Origin of the sequence: Pleomorphomonas koreensis DSM 23070 (genome assembly GCF_000425185.1) — a bacterium.
GTDB classification, from domain to species: Bacteria; Pseudomonadota; Alphaproteobacteria; order Rhizobiales; family Pleomorphomonadaceae; genus Pleomorphomonas; species Pleomorphomonas koreensis.
The window spans coordinates 13052-35807 of sequence record NZ_AULH01000026.1 but is presented as its reverse complement, the minus strand read 5'-3'; the positions used below and the strand labels follow the sequence as shown (position 1 = coordinate 35807).

The following is a 22756-nucleotide window of genomic DNA, read 5'->3' as shown; positions in this document are numbered from 1 at the left end:
GACGAGGCCGGTGGCGGTGGCCAAGAGCGCCTCGGCGATGCCCGGCGCCACCACGGCGAGGTTGGTGGTCTGGCTTTCGGAGATGCCGACGAAGGCGTTCATGATGCCCCAGACGGTGCCGAACAGGCCGATGAACGGGGCGGTGGAGCCGATGGTGGCGAGAAGGCCGGTGCCGGCCATGGCGCGACGGGAGGCGGCCGCCTCCAGGCGGGCAAGGCGCGAGCGCACCCGCTCGACCAGGCCGGAGGCCGGGGCGGCGCCGGGACCGATGCCGGTCTGGGCGATCTCCTCGCCGATCTCGCCGAGCATCAGGGCGAGCGGTCGCGGCAGCCGGGGCCGGCGGGCGAGGCCGGCGATGCCGGGCTCCCTCGCCACCGCCGCCACGCCGCGCCGGGCGGCCCGGCCGAGGGCGGCGAGTTCCGCCACCTTGCCGAACAGGATGATCCAGGTGACGAGCGAGGCCAGCAGCAGGCCGGCCATCACCGCCTTTACGACGAGATCGGCGGCCATGAACATGCCGAGCGGGGTGAGGTCGTGCGGCAGCGCGGCGACGGCGGCGGTGGCGGCGACCGGATCGGGGTTCATCCGGCCCTCACTTGTCGAAGGCGGCCGAGACGCGCGAGCGCGGCTCCAGCGCGTCGAGGCAGGCGCCGGGGACATCGGCGGCATCAGTGGCGAGCCCCTCCGCCTCGCAGGACAGCACGTCGTTGATCAACAGGCGGCCGACGCCGTCGCAGGCAAGGCCCTTGAGGTCGAAGGTGCGGACCGAGGTACGGCCGGCCTTCAGCGGCCCCGCCTCGACGCCGACCCGCTTCCCGACGATGCCGTCGCCGCCGAACACCACCAGGTCCAGCTTCAGCGAGGCGAAGGCCGAGGACGTGCCGTTGTTCTCCACCAGCGTCACGCGGCAACCGCCGTCAAAGCCGTCCAGCCGGTTCAGCTCAAGGGAAAAGGTGCCGGTGGAAGGAGGGGTCGATTGAGCGAAGGAACAGGGGGCCGAAACGGCGAGCGCCAGCAGGCCGGCGACGGCGCGCCGATACGGCACGGACAGGAAAACGGTCATCGGCATGGCCCTCGGACTCCGCGCTGCGAGCCGGCATCGACGTCGGCCGGCGATTTCATGAGTATCACATACATATTTTCTTCGGAAGGCGCCGGCTTGTCGAGTCCGGCCGTCGTCCACGGCCGCGACGGCGGCGGGACGACCGCCGGACCGGCGCTCCGTCGTCCGGTCCGAAAGGCCGATCCCGCGGCCGCGCCTGCCTCCGGTATGACGCCCCGACGTGATCTGCCTCAAAGACAACGGTGTCGGACTTATTGCAAACGCTTCTCACTGTCAGCGCATTTCCGGCGACATCGGTATTCAAACCTATAAACTTGATTTGCGTAGTCATATTTTTTAGCGTGTGATCACCACGTGCAGAGGGAACGGGGAAAAGCCCATGGGGACCGACTTTCGGCCGGAGATGACCAGCAGCATCTCCGGCATCACCGTCAGGGGCGATCTGCGCTGGCGCGCCTGGAACGGCTGCATCGCCGATCTCTGGGACGTCAGCTGCGACAGCGGCGCCCGCGGCGCCTATGTGTCGCGCTCGCCGCGGCTGTTCGCGCTGCTCGGCGAGATCGGCGACGGCGGCCTCGACATCCGCGACGCGGCCGGGCGGCGGCACCGGCTCGACGGCGAGCGGCGGTTCTGCTTCGTGCCGGCCGGCTATCCGATCGAGAGCTTCGTCGACCGGCTCGACGCATTGCGGCACCTCGACCTGCATTTCGACATCGCCACGCTGGCCGCCCAGTCGGGCGGCCGCATCCATCCCTGCCAGTTCCTGTCGCCGCGGCTCGGCTTCTCGGCGCCGGGCCTTGCCGCCCTCGCCGGGCTGATCGCCGACGACTGCGCCGAAGGGCGCCGCGACGACCTCTACGGCGAGAGCCTGGTGCTGGCGCTCCTCACCGACCTCCTCGACCTCCGCCAGGCGAACCCGCCGCCGGAGGCCGGCCTGTCGCGGCGGCAGATGGCCCGCGTCGTCGACTACATGCGCGCCAACATCGTCCGCAACCTGTCGCTCGCCGAACTGGCGGCGCTGATCGGCCTGTCGCCGGATCATTTCGGCGCCGCCTTCCGCGCGGCGGCCGGCAAGACGCCGCATCAGTACCTGCTGCATTGCCGCGTCGAGACGGCCAAGGAGATGCTGGCGCGCGGCGAGGCCAGCCTGTCGGCGATCGCCGTCGACATGGGCTTTTCCGACCAGGCGCATTTCACGCGCGTCTTCCGCCGGCTGACCGGCCAGACGCCGGCGCTGTGGCGGCGCGAGCAGCGCGCCCAGCACGGCCCGGCGCGGAAATCCTCCGTGGAAAGAACAGGATTCGATCCCGCTTTCATTCCAAACGCCCCGGCTTCGTTCAATCGACGACTGGCGACTTGACCTATCCAGACGGTTCAGGAACGACCGCGGCGCTTCCGCCCGACCGGCGCGAGGCGCCGCGGTCGACGTCACCGGAGAACCGATCGATGCCGTCCGACCGCACCAACCTCACCCGCGCCCTCATGCTGACGCTCGCCGCCCTGCCGCTCGCCGGCGCCGCCCGCGCCCAATCGACGGCACCCGCCGTCGAGATCGACGAGATCGTCGTCAAGGGCGAGGCCGGCGCCTCCGGCACGGCACCGGTCAAGGGCTATGTCGCCAAGGCCACCACGGCCGGCGCCAAGACCGACCTGGCGATCGACAAGGTGCCGCAGTCGGTGTCGGTGACGGGCCGCGAGGAGATCGACGCCCGCGGCGCCGATCAGGTCGACGAGGCGCTGCGCTACACGCCCGGCGTATTCGCCCAGCCGTTCGGCCCGGATGCCGATACCAACTGGCTGTTCATCCGCGGCTTCCAGGCCACCCAGAGCGGCATCTACCTCGACGGGCTGCAGAACTACAGCTACGCCTTCGGCGGCTTCCTCACCGACAGCAACGACCTCGAGCGCATCGAGACGCTGCGCGGCGCCTCCTCGGTGCTCTACGGCGGCAGCAATCCCGGCGGCCTGATCAACATGGTCTCCAAGCGGCCGACCGGCGAGCGCATCCGCAAGATCGAGGCCGGCATCGACAACAACGGCACCGCCTCGTTCGGCTTCGACATCGGCGACACGCTCAGCGACACGGTGGCGGCCCGCATCAGCGGCCGCATCGCCGGCGGCGACGGCTACACCGACTTCGAGGAGAAGTTCCGCGGCACGGTGTCGCCGTCCCTGAAGATCGACCTCAGCGACACCACCGAGCTGACGGTGCTCGCCAACTACACCCACCTCGACGGCGTGCACAACGGCGGCGCCTTCCTGCCCTATGTCGGCACCGTGGTGGCCGCCCCGTTCGGCTACATCTCCCGCGACGCCAATTTCACCGAGCCGGATATCGACGACTACAACCGCGAGCAGGGCGCCCTCGGCTACGAGCTGAAGCACAACTTCGGCAACGGCTGGAAGGCGATGCAGGCGGCGCGGATCGCCTACAGCGACGTCAAGGAGGCCTCGCTCTATCCCTACGGCTATTCCGGCTATCTCCTTTCGCCGGCCGCCGGCACCGACACGCTGACCCGCATCAATTTCGCCCACCACAGCAAGACCTTCGCCATCAACGCCGACAACCGCATCGAGGGCGAGGCGGACACCGGCCCGCTCGCCCACAAGCTGCTGTTCGGCCTCGACTATCGCCTCTTTGACCTCGACCAGATGCAGGCGTCGTCGACCGGCACCGACATCTCGGCCACCAACCCGGTCTACGGCTTGCCCCAGCCGGCGCCGGTTCCCTACATCGACCAGACGCTCACCCAGCAGCAGCTCGGCATCTACGCCCAGGACCAGATCGCCTTCGGCGGCGGCTGGCTCGCCACGCTGAACGGCCGCTACGACCACGTCTGGACCGACGCCGTCGGCACGCCGGCCTATTCCGGCGACGACGGCAAGTGGAGCGGCCGCGCCGGCCTCGCCTATCAGTTCGACAACGGCCTCACGCCCTATGCCAGCGTCTCGACCTTCTTCAGCCCGGTGCTCGGCGCCAACGGCAGCGGCGTGTTCCTGCCCGAAAGCGGCCACCAGTACGAAGCCGGCCTCAAGTACCGGCCGGACTGGATCGACGGTCTCTTCACGCTGGCGCTGTTCGACCTGACCAAGCAGAACGTGCTGACCGGCCCGTGGAACGCCCAGTCGCAGATCGGCGAGGTCAATTCCAGGGGCGTCGAGCTGGAGGCCAAGGTCAACCTCACCGACACCTGGAAGCTCACCGCCTCGGCCGCCTTCATGGACGTCGACATCACCAGGGACGCCGACGCCGCCATCATCGGCAAGACGCCCTATGTCATTCCCGAGATCATGGCCTCGGCCTGGCTCGACTACACCTTCTCCACCGGCGCCTTCGAGGGCTTCACGGTGGGCGGCGGCCTGCGCTACGTCGGCTCGTCCTGGGCCGACAACGAGAACACGCTGAAGGTGCCCGACGTGCTGCTCGCCGACGCCAGGATCGGCTACAGCCGCGACAACTGGGGCATCGACCTCAACGTCAACAACGTCTTCGACACCGATTACGTCGCCTCCTGCCAGACCGCCTATTCCTGCGGCTACGGCGAGGGGCGGGTGATCAAGCTCACCGGCCGCTTCAGCTGGTAAGGAGAGGCGACAGGGCATGGATCACAGCGGACCGGATTTCCTCGTCGACGACGCCGGTTTCTCGGCCGGCGGCCGGCCGATCGTCGCCCGGCTGAGCCTCCGCCTCGCCGCCGGCCGCTTCCATGCCCTGGTCGGTGCCAACGGCTCGGGCAAGAGCACCTTGCTGAAGCTCCTCGCCCGCCAGCTTGTCCCCGACGCCGGCAGCATCCGGCTCGGCGACAGTGCCCTTTCGACCTTCGGTGCCCGCGCCTTCGCCCGCCAGGTGGCCTTCATGCCGCAGTTCACACCGGCGACCGACGGCATGACCGTCGGGGAGCTGGTGGCGCTCGGCCGCTTCGCCTGGCATGGCGCGCTCGGCCGCGCCACGCCGGAGGACCGGACGGCGGTGGCCGAGGCGATCGACCGCTGCGATCTCGCCACCCTTGCCGGGCGGCCGGTCGATGAACTCTCCGGCGGCGAGCGCCAGCGCGCCTGGATCGCCATGATGCTGGCCCAGGAAAGCCGCTGGCTGCTGCTCGACGAGCCGACCTCGGCGCTCGACGCCGGCCATCAGGCCGACATCCTCGACCTGATCGCCGCGCTCGTCCGCGAGCGCGGCGTCGGCGTCGTCGCCGTGCTGCACGACATCAACATGGCCGCGCGGGTCGCCGACGAGATTCTGGCGCTTGACGGCGGCCGTCTGGTGTTCCGTGGGCCGCCGGCCGGGGTGATGCGGCCGGACGTGCTGAGGCCGCTGTTCGGCCCCCGGATCGACGTGCTGCCCGCCGAGGGGCCGCGCCCCGCCCTCGCCTTCCTGCGCTGAGGATCCGGATGCAGCCGACACGCCGCCGCTTCCTCGCCCTGATGGCGATGCTTGCCGCCTTTCCGGCCCGCGCCGCCGGCGGCGTCGCCGTCGTCGACTGGGCGCTTCTCGAAACAACGCTGGCCCTCGGCGTCGTGCCGGTGGCCGCCGCCGAACTCAGGCAATATGCCCGCGTGGTCGGCGAACCGGCGGTGCCCGAGGGCGTCGTCGACATCGGCCTGCGCGGCAACCCCAACCTCGAACTGCTGTCGACTCTGGCGCCCGACCTCGTCGTCATCTCCAATTTCTACGAATATCGCCGCCCCGGCTTCGAGCGCATCGCCGAGGTGCTGTCGCTGCCGGTCTATCTCGCCGGCGAGCCGTGCCTGCCGCTGTTGCGCCAATCGACGCAGGCGCTCGGCCGGCGCCTCGACCGGGTGGACGCGGCGAACGCCCTCCTCGCCGCCTTCGACGCGGCCATCGCGACGCTCCGCGAGGCCCGCCGGCCCGGCGGCCGGCCGGCGATCGCCGTCAACCTCGGCGACCGGCGGCATGTCCGGCTTTTCGGCGACGACACGCTGTTCGGCGGCGTGCTGACGGCGGCCGGCTACCGCAACGCCTTTTCGGACACCCGCTATTCCATGACGGCGCCGGTCGGCCTCGAAGCGCTGGCGCGCGAGGCGGAGGCCGAGCTTTTCGTCGTCGGCCCGCTGCCGCCGGGCGGCAAAGCGGCGCTGGCCGGCAACGCCCTCTGGCAGGCCCTGCCGCAGGTGGCGGCCGGGCGCGTCCGCCTGCTGCCGCCGCTCGACCATTTCGGCGGGCTGCCGACGGCGACGCGCTTCGCCGCGCTGCTCGCCGGGGGAGCGCCGGAGCGATGAACGCCTTGCTACGGCTTACGCTCATCGTTGCCGCTGTCGCCATCCTGGCAGCGCTGGCGCTTCTCAATCACCATCTGCTGCTCGCCGCCGTGTCGGGCGAGGCGGCCGGCAACCGCGCCTTCGCCGCCGTGTTCGTCGCCCGCGCCGAGCTGCCGCGCCTCGCCATGGCGCTGATCGCCGGCGCGGCACTCGGCCTTGCCTCGGCGCTGCTGCAGCGGGTGCTGCGCAACCCTCTCGCCGAGCCGGCGACGCTCGGCCTCTCCGCCGGCGCCCACCTCGCCCTGGTCGTCGTCGCCGTGGCGCTGCCGGCGGCGGCCGATTATCCCGTCGCCGTCGCCTTCCTCGGCGCGGGCGCCGCCGCGGGGCTGGTGCTCGCGGCCACCGCCCGCCGCCGTTTCGAGCCGCTGTCGGTGATTCTCACGGGCATGATGGTGTCGCTGACCGCCACGGCGGCGGCGGCGGCCGTCATCCTGGCCAGCGGCGACTACATGACCGGCCTGTTCATCTGGGGCGGCGGCGATCTCACGCAGGACGGCTGGGCGCCGGTGCTGCGGCTCGCCGCCAGCTTCGCCGTCGTCGCCGTCGGCGCGGCGGCGGCGCTGAGGCCGCTCGCCCTCTTGTCGCTCGGCGACGCCGAGGCGAAGGCGGCCGGGCTGTCGGCCGGCGTCCTGCGTCTCATGATCATCGCGCTCGCCGTCTGGCTCGCTGCCGCCACCACCGCCGAGATCGGCATCGTCGGCTTCATCGGTCTTGCCGCGCCGCTCATCGCCCGCCTGACCGGCGTCCGCTCGTCGGCCGGCCGGCTGCTGGCGGCACCGCTGGCCGGAGCGCTGCTGCTGTTGCTCGCCGACGGCGCCGTGCAACTGGCCGGCCATCTCACCGGCCTCCGCATTCCCACCGGCGCGGCGACGGCGCTGATCGGCGGGCCGCTGATTCTCGCCCTGGTGCCGCGCATCGCCACCCTCACCCGGCCCGACGTGCTGCCGAAAGCGGCCTTGCTGCCGCGCCGTCCGGCCGGTCGCGTGCTTCTCCTGCTGACCGGCATCCTCGCCGTCACCCTCCTCCTGGCGCTCACCGCCGGTCGCGACGCCATCGGCTGGCGCCTGTCTCTCGACGCCGCCCCCTGGCGCTTCGCCCGCGTCGCCCTTCTCGCGGCGGCCGGCGGGCTGATCGGCATGGCCGGCGCGGTGATCCAGCGCCTCACCGCCAACCCGCTGGCCAGCCCCGAGGTGCTGGGCGTCGGCGTCGGGGCGGGCGTCGGCCTGGCGGCGGTGCTGCTCGCCCTGCCGCTGGCCGGCGTCGCAGCGCAGGCGGCCGGCATGATGGCCGGCGCCGTGCTGACGCTTGCCCTCCTCCTAGCCTTCGTCCGCCGCCACGGCTTCGGCGCCGAGCGGCTGCTGATCGCCGGCATCGCGCTCGGCGCCCTGCTCTCCTCGGTGCTGACGTCGGTGATCGCCACCGGCAGCCCGGCCGGCTTCCTGCTGCTCGGCTGGATCGCCGGCGCGGCGGTCGAGCCGTCGATCGAAGCGGCCGTCGGCACGGCGGCGGTGCTCGCGGCCCTCGCGCCGCTCGCCCTCCTCCACGCGCGGGCGCTCGCCCTGCTGCCGCTCGGCGAGACGGTGGCCCGCTCGCTCGGCCTTGCCACGGCGCGGACGCGCGCCGGCCTGGTGCTGATCGCCGGCGGCGCCACCGCCGCCTCGACGCTGGCCATCGGCCCGATGTCGTTCATCGGCCTGATCGCCCCCCATCTGGCGCGCACGCTCGGCCTGCAACGGCCGGTCGCCCAGCTGGTCGGCGCGATGCTGGCCGGCGCCGCGCTCACCGTCGCCGCCGACTGGCTGGCCCGCATGGTCGCCTTCCCCTACCAGCTGCCGCTCGGACTGTTCGCGGCGTTGATCGGCGGCGGCTACCTGGTGTTCCGCTTCGCTGGCGGGGCGCGAGCCGCCTGACACCTGCCGGTTTCCGAACGGCCGGGGATATGGCTATAGTGGCGCCGTCCGGGGCAGACCGAGGGTGCAATGGGGCGTTCAGGCGACGGCTGGCGTGTCGAGATCCACGACGGCGTCGATCATCTCGCAAGCGAGTGGGCGGCGCTCGCCGGGCCGCACAACGCCACGCCGTTCCAGAGCCACGGCTTTCTGCGCCTGGTCTTCCGGGCGCTCGCCGTCAACCATCTCGCCACGCCGGTGGTGGCGCTGGTCCGGGCGCCGGACGGCCGGCCGGTCGCCCTGTTCCCGATGCAGCGGACGCGGAAGCACGGCCTCGACTGGCTCAGCACCGACATCCGGCCGGTCGACTATTGCGCGCCGCTGCTCGACGCCTCGCTGTCCGTCGGCGACCTGCCGGGCCTCGTCAAGGCGGTGCTCGCCGCCGTGCCGGGGGTCGACCTTCTCTACTGCAACCGCATGCCGGACCGCTTCGGCGAGATGCCCGATCCGCTCATCCGCCTGCCGAACGCCGGCCGGCTCAGGCTGTCGGCCTGGGTGTTGCCGCTCGCCGGCCGCAGCGCCAGCGACATCGCCGCCGCCCGGCCGGCCAACTTCCGCGGCAACCTGCGCCGCGCCACCCAGAATCTGGCAAAGGCGCACCGGCGGCAATTCTCCATCGCCATGGGCGGGGCGATCGACGAGGCCGACCTTGCCGCCTTCCGGGCGCTGCGCGTCACGAGCAGCGAGGAAAAGGCCCGCGGCAACATCCTCGAAGAGGACGACTGGTCGGCCGTCTATCTCGACCTCATGCGCCAAGAGGGCGGCGACTGCCGGGGCTGGCTCGCCAGGCTGGCGGTCGACGACGAACCGATCGCCTACCTGTTCGGCATCACCGACGGCCGGCGGGCGGTGGCGATGCTGCCGGCCGCCAAGCTCGGCCCATGGCGGCCCTATTCGCCGGGCTTGCAGCTGTTCTCCGACGTCATCGAGCATTTCCGTGCCGAGGGCTACGACTGCTTCGACCTCTCCATCGGCGACATGGACTACAAGCGCCGGTTCGGTTGCCAGGAGGTCGGGCTCTATGACGCGCTGTTTGCCAAGACACCGGCCGGCTGGGGCTATTATCTCCTGTGGCGGCTGAAGATCGCCCTGCGCGCCCGCATGAAGACCATCGCCGAGACGAGAGCCGCCAACCGCAAGGGCGGCAAGGGCGGCAAGGCCGGTTGAGGACACGCCGCTCGACGCGGCTGATCGTGGAGGTTCAGGCGATGCGGATGGTTGCCATTCCGGGGACGGAGATCAGGACATCGCCGATCGGCCTCGGCTGCGCCTCGCTCGGCTCGCGCATCTCGCCCCGGCAGGGCCGGCGCATGCTGGAGGCGGCCTTCGAGCAGGGCGTCAGCTGGTATGACGTCGCCCCGTCCTATGGCGCCGGCCGGGCCGAGGAAATCCTCGCCCCCTTCCTCGCCGCCCATCGCGATCACCTCTGCATCTGCTCGAAGGCCGGCCTGGTGCCGCCGAACAACAACGGCCTGATCCGGCTTGCCTACGATCTCGGCCGGCCGGTGGTGAAGGTGGCGCGCGGCCTGATGCGCCGCTTCCGGACGATCAAGGCGACGCGCAACCGGCGCGTGGCGCTCACCGGCGACTTCCTCGAAGCCTCGATCGCCGCCTCGCTGAGGCGCCTCGGCACCAACCGGCTCGACGTCTTCGCCCTGCACGATCCGGACCCGGCCGACCTCGACCGCGACGACGTGCTCCGCGCCCTCGAACGGATTCTGGCGCGCGGCGACGCCCGCCACCTGTCGATGGCCGGCTCGCTCGACGCGGCGCTGACGGCGGCGGCGCTGCCGATGTTCACCTTCTTCCAGATCGCCGACGATCCCGAAGGCCGCCAGCTCTCGGCGCTGCGCCAGGCGCTGGCCCGGCCCGCCGGCTTCGTCGTCCATTCGGTGCTCGGCGTCGGCGGCGCCCGCGACCGGATGATCAGCCGGCTGAGGAGCCGGCCCGACCTTGCCGCCGAGGCGGCCGCCGCCGGCTATGCCGGTCCGCCGGAGAGGATCGCGACGACGCTCTTGATGCGGCGGGCCTTCGCCGTCAATCCGGACGGCGTGGTGCTGTCGTCGATGTTTTCGACCGGCCATCTCACGGGCAATCTCAGGCTCGCCGCCGAACCGCCCGACCCGGCGGCGGCACGCCTCGCCGAGCATATCCTGTCGGCCCCTTGACGCCGCCCGCCCACGGCCTTTAGCTCGGGAAAACAGAGGACTTCAGTTGATCTCAGCCTCCCTTACCGAACCGGCCATCGCCGATCACGACATCTGCGTGGTGGGCTCCGGCCCGGCCGGTCTCGTCCTGGCGCTCGAAGCGGCGCGGCGCGGCCAGCGGGTGCTGGTGCTGGAATCGGGCTCCAATCATGCCGACCGCCTGCAGCAGGCGCTGTCGGATGCCGACATCGTCGATCCCTTGCGGCACGACGACATGTCGATCGCCGTTTCCCGGCGGCTCGGCGGCACCTCCAACCTCTGGGCGGTGCGCTGCCAGCCGTTCGACCCGATCGACCTCGAGCCGCGGCCCGGCCTCGTCGACGCCGCCTGGCCGCTCCGCTACGCCGACATCCTTCCCTACTACGACGCGGCCGTCGACTATCTCACCGCCGGCGCCAACGTCTTCCGGTCGCCCATCGCCGGTGTCGACATCACCGACGATACGATCGACTACACCCGGCTCGAACGCTTCTCGGCCGTCGCCGCCGTGCAGACGGCGCACCGAAGGGAGATAGAGCGATCGTCGCGGATCGACGTCCGCCTCAACGCCACCGTCGTCGACATGACCTTCGAGAACGGCCGCATTTCCGGCCTGACGGTGGCCGACCGCGACGGCACCCGCCGCGACCTGCCGGTCAGGACGGTGGTGCTGGCGGCCGGCGGCCTCGAAAGCACCCGCCAGCTTCTGGTGCTCCAGCGGAAGCACCCCGGACTGTTCGGCGGCGAGGACGGACCACTCGGCCGCTATTACATGGGCCATGTGATCGGCGAGATCGCCGACATCGTCTTCAACTCCGATACCATCGACGCCGCCTACGACTTCTACCTCGACGGGCACGGCTCCTACGCCCGGCGGCGGCTGATCCCCTCGGACGCCGCGCAGATCGACCGGCACCTCCTCAACGTCTCCTTCTGGCCGGTGGTGCCGCCGGTCGCCGACCCGCGCCACCGGAGCGGCCTGCTGTCGATGGTCTGCCTCGCCTTCGCCATCCCGCCGTTCGGCCGGCTGGTGATCGCCGAGGCGATCCGCAAGCGGCACATCCCCGACGATCTCGCCGTCTGGCCGCACATCGTCAACATTCTCCGCGACCTGCCGCGCGCCGGGCTCAGCATCGCCGCCTTCCTCTACAAGCGCTATCTCGCCCGGCCGCCGATGCCCGGTTTCTTCGCCCGCAACGCGGCGCGGCGCTACGGCCTCTCCTATCACGCCGAGCAGAGCCCGCAGCCGGACAGCCGCGTCACGCTGTCGGACGATCGCGACCGGCTGGGCGTGCCGAAGCTCAGGATCGACTACCGCTTCGCCCGCGCCGACGCCGAGGCGGTGGCGCGCGCCCACGCGGTTCTTGCAGACTGGCTGACGCGCACCGGCGTCGGCTGCCTCGAATACCGCCAGCCGCAGGAGGAGACGGTCGACGCCATCCTGGCGCTGGCCGCCCACGGCACGCACCAGATCGGCACGGCGCGCATGGCGGCGCGGCCGGAGGATGGCGTAGTCGATGAGAACCTGCGCTGCTTCGGCATCGACAATCTCTACGTGGCGAGTTCGGCGACCTTCCCGACCTCCGGCCAGTGCAACCCGACACTTTCCATCGCCGCCTTCGCGGTGCGGCTCGCCGAGCATCTTGCCGGCGGCAGGCATGACTGAGATGGTCCGCTTCCTCGGCATCCCCTTCAGCACCGGCCCGATCGCCGACATCGTCGGCCTGATCGCCGGCGCGGCGCGTGGGGAGACGACCACCATGCTGGTGACGCCCAACGTCCACCACGTGGTGGCGCTCGACCGGCAGCTGCCGGCGGAAACCGTCGCCGTCTACCGCTCGGCCGACCTCTTCCTCTGCGACAGCAAGGTGCTCGCCCGCCTCGGCCGCTGGAGCGGTCTCAGCCTGACACCGCGCACCGGCACCGACCGGATAGCCGACCTCTTGGCGACGCCGGAGAACCGCGACCTCGTCATCGCGCTGGCCGGCCCGACGCCGCAACAGGCCGAGGCGCTCGGCGCCCGCTTCCCCGGCTGGCGCTTCACGCTGATCGACACGCCGGACCGGCTGACGCCCGGCACCGCCGAATGGCGGGCGACCGTCGAGGCAGCGGCGGCGGCCGACTGGCAGGTGCTGCTGTCCTGCCTGTCCTTCCCCAAGCAGGAGCTTTATGCCGCCGACGTGCGGACGGCGCGACGGCAGAAGGGCGGCGTCATCCTCTGCGCCGGCGCCGCCGTCGATTTCCTGAGCGGCACGCTGCCGCGCGCCCCCGACGGCTGGCAGCGCCTCGGCCTCGAATGGCTGCATCGCCTGCTGTCCGAGCCGCGCCGCCTGTGGCGCCGCTATCTCGTCGACGGGCCGAAGGTGTTTCTCATCTATCTGCGACGTCGTCGCGCCGGCGATCCCTGACGACTTCCGCCACCGCCGCCCGGTAGCGGGCCAGCGTCCGCTCCGGCGCCAGACGCTCGTAGAGGACCGGCGAAGCGGCGGCGATCGCCGCCCGGAAGGCGGCGTTGTCCTCGACAAGACGCACCAGGCCGGTGGCGATGTCGCCGACGTTGCCCGGCCGGACGCCGATGCCGACGTCGAGGCCGTCGAGATAGCCGTCGATGCCCGAACCCAGGGTGTGGAGGATCGGCGTGCCGGCGAACAGCGCCTCCGGATAGACCATGCCGAAGGTCTCGGCGTGCGAGGGCAGCGCCATGGCGAGCGCCTCTCCGAGATGGTCGAGCAGCGCCTCGTGCGGCATGAAGTCGCGGAGCAGCACGCGGCCTTCGAGGTCGTGGGCGGCGATCAGCGATCGCACGCGGGCGAGCGCCTCCGGCGGCCCCTCGCCGATCACTTCCAGCGTCACGCCGTCGAGCCGGTCACGGACGCTGGCAAAGGCGGCGATCAGCTCGGGCAGGCCCTTCTTGTCGATCGCCCTGAGCGACATCGGCGATACGATCACTGGCCGGGGCGCGCGGGGTACGATCCGCGGCCGGGCGTTGTAGACGATGTTCGGCAGCAAGGCGATCTTCGCCGGATCGACGCCGGTGTAGCGCTCGAAACCCTGGCGATACCAGGCCGAGACGCAGAAGATGCGGGCGGCGTCGCGGGCGATGCGGCGGAACAGCGGCCGATAGGTCGGCTTGGAGCGGAACACCTTGCGTTCCACCTCGCCGCGCATGGATGCGAAAAAAGCCGCGTCCAGGCGACGGGCGAGCAGCCAGCCGGCGATGCCCTCGAAGGTGAAGCGGTGGCTGTGCACGATATCCGGCCAGAGGCCATCGGCGGCGAGGAAGCGGCCGATCCGCCGCGCCACCACCCACTGGCAGGCGACCATGGCGAGGCCGAAGGGCGGCGCGAAATAGCGGTAGACGATCAGCCGCCGTCCATCGACGTCGCCGAAGTCGCGCCAGGCGACGCGGGCCGGATCGACGACGCGCTGCAACGACACGACGATCTCGGGATGATCGGTCATGCGGTCGACCAGCCGCACCACGGCATCGGTGATCGGTGGCGGCCGGATCGGGTCGAGATAGTCGGAGGAGATGTGCAGGATCAGCGGCCGGCGCGTCTCACCGGTGGCGGCGATGTCGCTCATCGCCAGGCCGCCAGCGGCCGCGAGCCGACGACGCCCCTGAGCTTGCCGAGGTTGACGGCGGCGCGCCGGCCGTAGCCGAACGCCCGCGGCCGGTCGAATGGCCGGAGCGCCAGCCACAGGACGGCGCCGGCCGCCAGCTTGATGGCGGCGTCAACGGAGAATGCCAACGCCGCCTCCCGGCCGCGTCCGACGAGCCGGGTGCGGGCGTAGATCTCGCCCGACCGGACGGCGCGGGCGAGCGCATAGGCCGGCGTGGCGCGGGCGGCGGGAATGTCCTCGTGCGCCCGCGCCCGGCAGGTCACCACCATGCGGCGGCCGGCGGCGGCAAAGCGCAGGAAGAAGTCATGGTCCTCGCCGCCCGTCCGTCCAAAGGCCGGATCGAAGCGCAGGCCGCCGAGCGCCGACCGGCGGATCAGCGTGTTGCCGGTGCGGCCGTGCGGATGCGGCCGGCCGTCCTCGTCCCAGCGCCAGTCCTGGAACAGCGGATCGGCGGCGACGAACCAGGCCGGTGTCCCCGCGGGATAGCGCGGGAACACCGGCCCGAACACCGCGTCGGCGGCAAAGTCGCGGGCGGCGGAAAGGTGGCCCTCCAGCCAGCCGGGCTCGACGGTCTCGTCGTCGTCGACGAAGATCAGCCAGTCGCCGGCCGCCGCGTCGAGGCAGGCGTTGCGGGCGATCGACACGTTGCCGGCGCCGGCCGGCAGCACGCGGAGCGGCAGGCCGACATCGCGGCCGTCAAGCAGCCGCGCCGCCGCGCCGTCGACGCTGTCGTCGGCGACGATCACCTCGACGCTCTCGCCGGCCGGCACACGGGCGGCGGCGACGCTGTCGATCGTCGACAGGAGGAAGGGACGGCCCATGCTGGCGATCAGGACGGAGATCACGGCGGCCTCCGGCGCGGTGCGACGGCGGCCGACAGCATCAGCATCAGCAGCAGGACGTTGGCGGTGGTCATGCCGTGCAGCCAGTCGGTCTCGAGAAGGTTTTGCCATAGCAGATAGAGCAGACAGGACGCCATGAGGATGCCGGCGCCGACATCCCGGTCGACCAGCCGGTCGATCCAGCGGGCGATCATCAGGATGATCATCAGGAACAGTACCAGGGCGATGATGCCGCCCTCGAGCGCCATGTCGAGGTAGCCGTTGTGGGAGTGCGGCGTGTGGGCGATGAAGGTGTCGGTCATGCGGGCGGCCGGCGAGGCCGGGCCGATGCCCCAGAAGGACTGGAAGCCCCAGCCGGTCAGCGGCCGCTCGGCGATGTGAGCGACCGAGAACTTCCAGAGGTCGGTGCGGCCGGTGAAGGTGGGGTCGCCGCTGACCAGACGCGACACGTCGCGGTAGTCGAGGCCCGGCAGGCCGCCACCCAGCAGGAAGGCGGCCGGTATCGTCAGCACCACCATCAGGATCGGCAGGGCGATTCTGAGGCGGCGGCGGATCGCCGCGGCGAGGATGGCGGCCGGCGGCGCCAGCAGCAGGATGCCGAGCGAGGTCTTGGACTCGCTGATCAGCAGCAAAAAGGCGACGGCGGGCAAGGTCAGGAAGCCGACGAGCCGCATGCGGTGATCGGCGCGGGTCAGCGCGTAGATGGCGAACAGGCCGGCGATGGCGGCATTGGCGCCGAGCGTGTTCTTGTGCGGGTAGATGCCGGGAAAGCCGATCGGCGTCGTCGGCACGACGGCGACCGACAGGACGTTGATGGCGACGGCGGCCACCGCCACCCAGACCATCGGCAGGAGGATGTCGTCCATCCGCTCGGCGAGCAGCAGCGCCGGCATGAGGCCGATCAGCAGCAGGATGTGCAGCGTGAGGCGGGTCAGCGTCGTCATGGGAACCAGCGCCCAGGCCGCCGTGAGGCCGAGATAGCCGAAGAAGGCGACGATCAGGCAGAAGCCGAACAGCCGGAAGCGGCCGAGCCGGTGGCGTTCGGCGATCATCAGGATCACCGAGAGGGCGGCGAGACCGGGGAAGAACAGCCGGTTCAGGAGGCCGGGCTGCACCTCGGCCACCGCGCCGCCGGTGGCGAGGTCGGCCGGCACGTAGTCCTTGGCATAGACCAGCGGCCACAGGATCATGAAATAGGCGAGGTCGACGGCCGGCAACAGCACGGCGAGGCGCCGGCGATAGCCCTGTCCGAGGCCGCTGAAGGCGATCGTCTCGCTCATGGCGCATCCGCCTGCCGGTCCGGACCGGCGGCCGGCGCCATCAGGTCGCGCAGCGTCAGCGTGGCGAAGATGGCGCATTCGAGCAGCGACACGCCGGCAAGGCCGAGCACGACGGCCGACGCGTCGAAGCCGGCGAAAAGCAGCGCGAACAGGGAAACTGGCACCAGCACCGCGCCGGCCAGCCCGACCACGGCCAGCGCCCGGAACTGCCGTCGCGCTTCCATCAGCGTCGCCATCACCGAGGTCAGGCCGGCGACCAGCGCATAGAGCCACCAGCAGAACACGATGCCGGCCATGTCGCCGTAGCGGCCGCGAAAGGCGTAGGTCTCGACATAGGGCCAGGCGAGAGCCAGGCAGAGGCCGTAGAGGAGCGCCGCGCCGGCGACGATCGCCGCGCCCGACCGCAACAGCCCGACGACCGCCGCCGACCGGCCGGCCCTCAGGTCTTCCACCATGCGCGGCCGGGCGACGCGGCACCAGGCGGCGCCGACGAGCAGGAGCGGCGACAGCACGACCCGGCCGGCGTTGAGCCTGCCGAGCGCCGCCGCGTCGCGCATCCGCTCCACCAGGAAGACGTAGCTGCGCATGACGACCTCGTTCTGCAACGCGCCCTGCAACGCCCAGCGGGTATCCCTCCACACCTGCCGATAGGCCGAGAGGTGGGCCGGCAGGCGGCGGAGATCGGCGTTGAGGTCGACGCGGCAGACCAGGAAGGCAAGGGCGTTGCCGGCGGCGAGGCCGGCCAGCACCGCCGCCTCCGGCGCCAGCCCCTGCCAGAAGACGGTGGCGAAGACCGCCGCCGCGGCGAGCGCCGCCGCGTCGTAGACGAGCGTCCGCGCCATGCGGCCCTGCACGACCAGCACGTTGCGCAGGTATTCGCGCGCCATCAACGTCAGGAAATAGGCGAGGATGGCGAGGGAGAGGGCGGTATCGGCACCGATGACGGCGCCAAGGCCGAGGCTGACCGGCAGCACCAGCAGCGTCAGCGCCAGGTTGGCCGAGGTCAGCATGGACAGCTCGGCGGCGGCCTCGGCCGACGGCCGGCCCGGCAGCAGGTAGTTGAGCGGCATGACGATCAGCGCGTTCTGCGCCGAGGCCGCGAAGAAGCTGCCGGCCAGCACGAAGGCGAAGCGGCCGAACTCGGCCGGCGTGGCGAAGGCGATGAAGGCGAGGTTGAGCAGCAGGCTGAAGGCGCTGTTCAGCGCCTGGTCGACCAGCGAGATCAGCATGGTTCGCTTCATGGCGCGCCGCCGATCGATCGGAAGCGCGTCGACAGGCGGCGCAGGCGGCAGCGGGCGGCGTCGCGCCAATCGCCCCGGCGGTCGCCGAGGGCGAGCACGGCCGGCAGGCTGCCGGATTTCAGCATGTTGCGCGGCTTGATCGGCACCGACGCCAGCGCGAGGCCCGGCCGGCTGGTGTGCACCTCGCGGAAGCCCATGGCGAGCAGCCGGTCGAGAACGCGAGCGTCAAAGCGGCCGAACGGCACCGCCGCCAGATCGACCGGACGGCCAAGGATTTGCTCCAGCGCGCGCCGGCCCTCGGTCACGTCGTCAATGAACTCGCGTTCGGACAGCGCCGTCCAGTCGACGTGGCGGGCACCGTGGACGCCGATCTCCAGGCCGAGGCCGGCGAGCACCCTGACGTCGTCAGCCGTGAGGCGGCCGGGCCGGCCGAGGAAGCGGGTCGGCACGAAGATGGCGCCGGCGACGCCGTGCCGCACCAGCCAGGGGGCGAGCAGATGGAGGTCGGAGCGGAAGGCGTCGTCGCTGGTCACCCGCAGCGGCGTTCCGGTACGGCGGCTGGCCGCCAGCAGTCGGCCGAGGACCGGCTCGGCCTCGGAGAACGGCATCCAGGAGGCGAGTTCGTCGTCGCGCGCGTCCGGCGTCTCGGCGAGGTCGTGCACGCCGACGACCAGTTCGAAGCGCGCTCCGAACCGTGCCTTGGCCCGCTCAGCCGCCACGGCGCACCTCCCTCCACCAGGGAATGACCGTCTTCAGGAGGATGCGGAGGTCGAGGCCGAACGACCAGTCCTCGATGTAGCGGAGGTCGTACTCGACCCGCGCCGCCATGTCGGCGGTGGTCGGCGTCGGGCCGCGATGGCCGCTGACCTGAGCGAGGCCGCTCATGCCGGGGCGGACGGCGTAGCGGTCCATGTAGCGGGGGATCAGCTCGCGATAATGCGCGTCGAGGGCGAGCGGATGCGGCCGCGGCCCAATCAGCGACATATCGCCGATGAGCACGTTGAAGAGCTGCGGCAGTTCGTCGATGCTGGTCCGGCGCAGGATGTCGCCGATGCGGGTGATGCGGGCATCGCCGGCGGTGGCCTGGCGGAAGGCCTCGCGGCTGGCCGCCGCCGTCATGGTGCGGAACTTGTAGATGCGGAAGACGCGACCGCCGAGGCCGTGGCGATCCTGCGGGAACAGCACCGGTCCGCGGCTGTCGAGCCGGATCAGCAGGGCGACGAACAGGAGCAGCGGCGCCAGCAGCAGGAGGCCGGCGCCAGCGCCGGCGACGTCGAGGGCACGCTTCGTGGCGGAGCGGGCGGCGGCCGGCGTTTCGACCAGGATGTGGGCGGCACGATCGTCGGTGGTTTCGGTCATGATGCGTGCCGGCTCCGGGTCGAGGCGAACAGCGAGGCCAGCGTTTCCCGGAAGGGCGTCGGCTGCAGGGCGTCGTCGTAGGGCAGGCCCTGGTTGTCGAACATGTCGGGACCGCGTTTGCGCAGCCAGCTGTCGGCGTCGGAAAGGCCCCAGGTGACGACGCCGACGAGCGCCGGGCTGTCGAGCGCCACGGCGAGCACCTTCCGCACCTCCTCGGCGGCTCGGCGGCGACGCGCGTCGAGCGACCGGCCGCTGGCGTCCGGCGCCTCGGTGACGTCGAGTTCGGTGACGGCGAGCGTCAGGCCGAGGTCCTCGAGGCTTTGCAGGAACCGGCGGAACACCTGCTCGTCGAAGCGCCGGCGGGTGTCGAGATGGCCCTGCATGCCGAGGCCGTGCACCGGTACGCCGGCCTTGACCAGCCGTTCGAGGAGACGCAAGAGGCCGGTGCGCCGCTGCTCCTGCCAGTCCTCGGCATAGTAGACGTGGTCGTCGTTGAGATAGAGGCGCGCCGATGGCGCCGCCTCGGCGGCAAGACGGAAGGCCTCGGCGACATAATCGGGGCCGAGCATGGCGTAGAAGGGCGTGCGGCGCATCAGGTCGGCGCCGCCGTCATAGGGCTCGATCGCCTCGTTGACGACGTCCCACTCGAACACCGCGTCGCGATAGCGGCCGGCCACCGTGGCGATGTGGGGGGCGACGAAGCGCTGCCAGTCGGCCGGCGTCGACAGGCGCTCGGCGCCGGCCGGCAGATGCTCGTGCCAGAGGAGCGTGTGGCCGCGCAGCCGCTTGCCATGGCGCGCCGCCGCCGCGACGATGACGTCGGCGGCCCGGAAATCGATCGCTCCGCCGAGTGTCGGCATCAGCGCGCCCCATTTCATCTCCCAGCTCGCCACCCAGACCGAGCAGTCGGTGTCGAGAAGGCGCGCATAGGCGTTGTCGCCGGCGAAATCGATGCTCGACACCGCCGCTCCGAAATAGCGGCCGGAGCGGGCGGCCAGGGCGCCAAGCCCGGCATCCTGCCCGGCCGACCGGGCGGAAGCCGGGTCCAACGTTGCGAATGGCAGGCCGGCACAGGCGGCGAGAAGGGTGCGGCGGCTGAGGGACATCTATTCCATCGGCAGAAGATGCGACGGCCGGTCGTCGGACGCGGGATCGAGGACGGCCTCCCGGAAATAGGCGATGGTCGACGCGAGACCCGCAGCAAGCGGCACTGCCGGCGTCCAGCCGAGCAGCCGCTCGGCCTTGGCGATATCCGGCCGGCGGCGGCGGGGATCGTCGGCCGGCAGCGGCAGGTGAGCCAGCGCCGAGTGCGAGCCGGTCATCGCCACCACCATGTCGGCCAGCTCGGCGACGCTGAATTCGCCGGGATTGCCGAGGTTGACCGGCGTGCGGACGTCGCTGGCCATCAGGCGGACGAGGCCGTCGACGAGGTCGTCGACATAGCAGAAGGAGCGCGTCTGCGAGCCATCGCCATGGACGGTGAGGGGGCGGTCGAGCAGGGCCTCCACCACGAAGTTGGAGACGACGCGGCCGTCGTCGGGCTGCATGCGCGGACCGTAGGTGTTGAAGATGCGGGCGATGCGGATGTCGGCGCCCTTCTCCTCGGCATGGGCGTAGAACAGCGCCTCGGCCGCCCGCTTGCCTTCGTCGTAGCAGGCGCGCTCGCCAAACGGGTTGACGTTGCCGAAATAGTCCTCGGGCTGGGGATGGACCAGCGGATCGCCATAGACCTCGCTGGTCGAGGCGAGCAGCACCGTCGCGCCGGCGCGCGCCGCCAGCTCCAGCACGTTCATTGCCCCGAGGAGGTTGGTCCTCAGCGTGGCGATCGGGCTTTCCTGGTAGTGTACCGGCGAGGCGGGGCAGGCGAGATGGTAAATCTCGTCGACCTCGAGGTCGGGCAGCGGATCGGCGACGTCGGCCTCGATCAGCCGGAAATCCGGGTTGGCGGCCTGTTGCCGGTGATTGAGGCGGCTGCCGGTCTGGAAGTTGTCGAGGCTGATGACCTTGGCGCCGTCCCGGAGCAGGCGATCGCAGAGATGACTGCCCAGGAATCCGGCTCCGCCTGTCACGAGCACCGTCTTCTGATGGGGTGAATGCATTGTCGGCTACAACCTTGTTGGCAAGTCTGTCGGGGCGTTCACTCGGCGGCGGCGAGATGACGCTTGGGCAACGACGGAGCGGGAGGAGCGCGTCGCCGCCTGGGCGGCCCTGACAGGAGATAGAGGAGCCAGGCCGTGCCGAAGCCGGCGACGCAGCCGAGGAAGGCGCTGGCGGCCAGCACCACCGGCGCACGCGGCGCGCTGGGCTTCAGGACCGGCCGGGCCGGCGAGATGATGCGGGCGGTGGTGGTCGGCAGCGACACCTGCTCGCGCGCCTGCTTGGCCTTGGTGGCGAAGCTGTCGAAGATGTCGCGGTTCTGCCGGGCCACCTGCTCGAGTTCCTTGAGCTTGACCGACGCGGCGTTGGTGCGGGAGAGATCCTCCTGCGCGGCGGCGAGCCGTTGCTTGAGGGCCGCCTCCTGCCGCGTGGCGGTGCGCTCGTCGGCCTCGGCCTTGGCCAGCAGGCGGGCAAGTTCGGCGTCGAGCGCCCGCTCGAGCGCCTTGCGCTGCTCGGCGGCCCGGACAAGGCGCGGATAGCGGGGGCCGTAGGTGTCGGCGAGCACGCTCTCCTCGGCCCGCGCCTGACCGATCTGCACGCGAAGCTGGTTGGCGGTATCCGACGCCGACGTGCCGACGCCGCCGCGCAGCGTCTCGAGCGCCGTGCGCGCCGCTTCCGCCGCCACCGAGGCGCTGACCAGCTGGCTGCTCAGTTCGTTCACCTGTCGCTCGGCCAGCGGCACGCCGTCGGCGCCCATCAGTCCGTTCTGGCGGCGGTAGTCGGCGACCGCCCGCTCGGCTTCCTCGGTGGTCCGGCCAAGCTCGGCGAGGCGCGCTTCGAGGCTCGCCGCCGATTCGCGGGCGCTGTCGTCGATGACGGTCTGGCCGTCGCTGAGATAGATGGCGGCCAGCGCGTTGGCGAGATCGGCCGAACGGGTGGGCTCGCCGGTGGTCACGGATATGTCGAGAACGTAGGTGTTGTCGACGCGCTTCACCTCCACCGCCTTCTGCAGCCTGGCAAGCGCCCGCTCGAAAGGCGGCACGTCGGCGGCGCGGCCCTGGCCCGGCCCGTAGAGGGCTGTTGCCACCAGAGCGCGCAGATCGGCGATCGGTCCGGAGGCGACGGCGGTGAAGCCGGGGTCCTGATCGAGGTGCTGCCGCTCGACCAGCGCGCCGAGCACCGAGCGCGAGGTGAGGATGGCCATCTGGCTGTCGACCAGCGCGCCGTCGGCGCCCTGCGACGACGAGCCCAGGCCGGTCGGCGCCACGCCGAGGTTGACGAGGCCGCGCTCGCGCGGGTCGATGAAGATGGAAACGCCGGAGGTGTAGGCCTTGGGCGACAGCCAGACGAAGGCCAGGCCGCCGAGCACGAACAGCAGGACGATCAGCACCATCAGCCGCCAGCGGCAGGCGAAGGCCCGCGCAAGCAGCCGCAGATCGTCGGCAAGGCTGGCCTCGCCGGCCGAGCCGTCCGAATACTCAACACCCATTTTCATAGCACCGACCCACTAGTGACGCGTGCATTTTGTTGTTTTCACTATCACAAACCCCGGGCGGCCGGTATGAAAGAGTTAAAATCTGGTTAACAGAAAAAATTGCTTTTGAAACCAATTATATGTGAAAATACGGGCAGCGGCCGGCAGCGCGCTGATCAGGCGCCTTTGCCGCCACCGGTGATTCAACAAGCGGAGACGGCCAAAGCCTGGGGTTGCCGGGGACTTGTCCTTCGGCAACGGCTGGCGGCCAGTCGTCGCCGACCCTAGCGGCCGGCCGGTCACAGCGGCGGGAAGACGGAGGCCGGAGGCGTCACATCTTCGTCAAGGCACGATGCTT

General features: G+C 71.2%; 20 protein-coding genes. 9 read left to right on the top strand and 11 right to left on the bottom strand.

Annotated elements, in window-relative coordinates; all coding sequences use genetic code 11:
• Both H512_RS24865 and H512_RS0118435 read right to left on the bottom strand, forming a co-directional pair.
• The coding region (locus H512_RS24865) for a MotA/TolQ/ExbB proton channel family protein (RefSeq protein WP_281170369.1) at nt 1-585 on the bottom strand (585 nt) is incomplete at its 3' end.
• A gap of 7 nt (nt 586-592) precedes the next feature.
• Nucleotides 593-1069, bottom strand: a complete 477-nt coding sequence (locus tag H512_RS0118435) for a hypothetical protein (protein WP_053240042.1) — start codon at nt 1067-1069, stop codon at nt 593-595.
• Between the two features lie 373 nt (nt 1070-1442).
• Here H512_RS0118435 and H512_RS24860 point away from each other — a divergent pair, with 373 nt between their 5' ends.
• The 9 genes from H512_RS24860 to H512_RS24845 all read left to right on the top strand — a co-directional run bounded on the left by H512_RS24860 (nt 1443) and on the right by H512_RS24845 (nt 12889).
• Entirely contained in the window at nt 1443-2423 is a 981-nt protein-coding gene (locus tag H512_RS24860; RefSeq protein ID WP_053240041.1) for a helix-turn-helix domain-containing protein, read from the top strand.
• A gap of 86 nt (nt 2424-2509) precedes the next feature.
• A complete protein-coding gene (locus H512_RS0118425; protein WP_026784694.1) occupies nt 2510-4648 on the top strand; it encodes a TonB-dependent siderophore receptor in 2139 nt (712 codons plus the stop codon).
• 16 nt (nt 4649-4664) lie between these two features.
• Nucleotides 4665-5450: an ABC transporter ATP-binding protein gene (locus H512_RS0118420; RefSeq protein WP_026784693.1), complete on the top strand. Its 786-nt coding sequence runs from the start codon at nt 4665-4667 to the stop codon at nt 5448-5450.
• A gap of 8 nt (nt 5451-5458) precedes the next feature.
• Complete coding sequence (locus H512_RS0118415) at nt 5459-6307, top strand: ABC transporter substrate-binding protein (RefSeq protein ID WP_026784692.1); 849 nt, start codon at nt 5459-5461, stop codon at nt 6305-6307.
• Complete coding sequence (gene fhuB / locus H512_RS0118410) at nt 6304-8256, top strand: Fe(3+)-hydroxamate ABC transporter permease FhuB (protein ID WP_026784691.1); 1953 nt, start codon at nt 6304-6306, stop codon at nt 8254-8256. Before H512_RS0118415 ends, fhuB begins: the two co-directional genes overlap by 4 nt.
• Before the next feature lie 69 nt (nt 8257-8325).
• A complete protein-coding gene (locus tag H512_RS0118405; protein WP_026784690.1) occupies nt 8326-9462 on the top strand; it encodes a GNAT family N-acetyltransferase in 1137 nt (378 codons plus the stop codon).
• Nucleotides 9463-9503: 41 nt separating this feature from the next.
• Nucleotides 9504-10463, top strand: a complete 960-nt coding sequence (locus tag H512_RS24855) for an aldo/keto reductase (RefSeq protein ID WP_053240040.1) — start codon at nt 9504-9506, stop codon at nt 10461-10463.
• Between the two features lie 46 nt (nt 10464-10509).
• Nucleotides 10510-12147, top strand: a complete 1638-nt coding sequence (locus tag H512_RS27480; protein ID WP_053240039.1) for a GMC oxidoreductase — start codon at nt 10510-10512, stop codon at nt 12145-12147.
• On the top strand, nt 12140-12889 hold the full coding sequence (locus H512_RS24845; protein ID WP_169507177.1) for a WecB/TagA/CpsF family glycosyltransferase: 750 nt from the start codon (nt 12140-12142) through the stop codon (nt 12887-12889). Before H512_RS27480 ends, H512_RS24845 begins: the two co-directional genes overlap by 8 nt.
• Here H512_RS24845 and H512_RS0118385 read toward each other — a convergent pair.
• Genes H512_RS0118385 through H512_RS0118345 form a run of 9 tightly spaced genes read right to left on the bottom strand, consistent with a single transcriptional unit; the run spans nt 12852 to nt 22413 of the window.
• A complete protein-coding gene (locus tag H512_RS0118385; protein WP_026784689.1) occupies nt 12852-14066 on the bottom strand; it encodes a glycosyltransferase in 1215 nt (404 codons plus the stop codon). The two genes, H512_RS24845 and H512_RS0118385, sit on opposite strands and share 38 nt — an antisense overlap.
• Entirely contained in the window at nt 14063-14950 is an 888-nt protein-coding gene (locus H512_RS24840) for a glycosyltransferase family 2 protein (RefSeq protein WP_053240037.1), read from the bottom strand. The genes H512_RS0118385 and H512_RS24840 overlap by 4 nt, the downstream gene beginning before the upstream one ends.
• A complete protein-coding gene (locus H512_RS0118375; protein WP_026784688.1) occupies nt 14947-16227 on the bottom strand; it encodes an O-antigen ligase family protein in 1281 nt (426 codons plus the stop codon). Before H512_RS0118375 ends, H512_RS24840 begins: the two co-directional genes overlap by 4 nt.
• A complete protein-coding gene (locus tag H512_RS0118370; protein WP_156899563.1) occupies nt 16224-17468 on the bottom strand; it encodes a lipopolysaccharide biosynthesis protein in 1245 nt (414 codons plus the stop codon). Before H512_RS0118370 ends, H512_RS0118375 begins: the two co-directional genes overlap by 4 nt.
• Nucleotides 17465-18187 carry a polysaccharide deacetylase family protein gene (locus tag H512_RS26005; RefSeq protein ID WP_053240036.1) on the bottom strand — a complete coding sequence of 241 codons (723 nt, stop codon included), beginning with the start codon at nt 18185-18187 and terminating at the stop codon, nt 17465-17467. The genes H512_RS0118370 and H512_RS26005 overlap by 4 nt, the downstream gene beginning before the upstream one ends.
• Nucleotides 18177-18827, bottom strand: a complete 651-nt coding sequence (locus tag H512_RS0118360) for an exopolysaccharide biosynthesis polyprenyl glycosylphosphotransferase (protein WP_036792595.1) — start codon at nt 18825-18827, stop codon at nt 18177-18179. The genes H512_RS26005 and H512_RS0118360 overlap by 11 nt, the downstream gene beginning before the upstream one ends.
• Entirely contained in the window at nt 18824-19933 is a 1110-nt protein-coding gene (locus tag H512_RS24830) for an endo-1,4-beta-xylanase (RefSeq protein WP_053240035.1), read from the bottom strand. The genes H512_RS0118360 and H512_RS24830 overlap by 4 nt, the downstream gene beginning before the upstream one ends.
• Nucleotides 19934-20926 (bottom strand): UDP-glucuronic acid decarboxylase family protein, encoded by a 993-nt coding sequence (locus H512_RS24825; protein ID WP_036792591.1) that lies wholly within the window; start codon nt 20924-20926, stop codon nt 19934-19936.
• Nucleotides 20927-20964: 38 nt separating this feature from the next.
• Entirely contained in the window at nt 20965-22413 is a 1449-nt protein-coding gene (locus tag H512_RS0118345; RefSeq protein ID WP_169507176.1) for a GumC family protein, read from the bottom strand.
• Nucleotides 22414-22756: the final 343 nt, after the last annotated feature.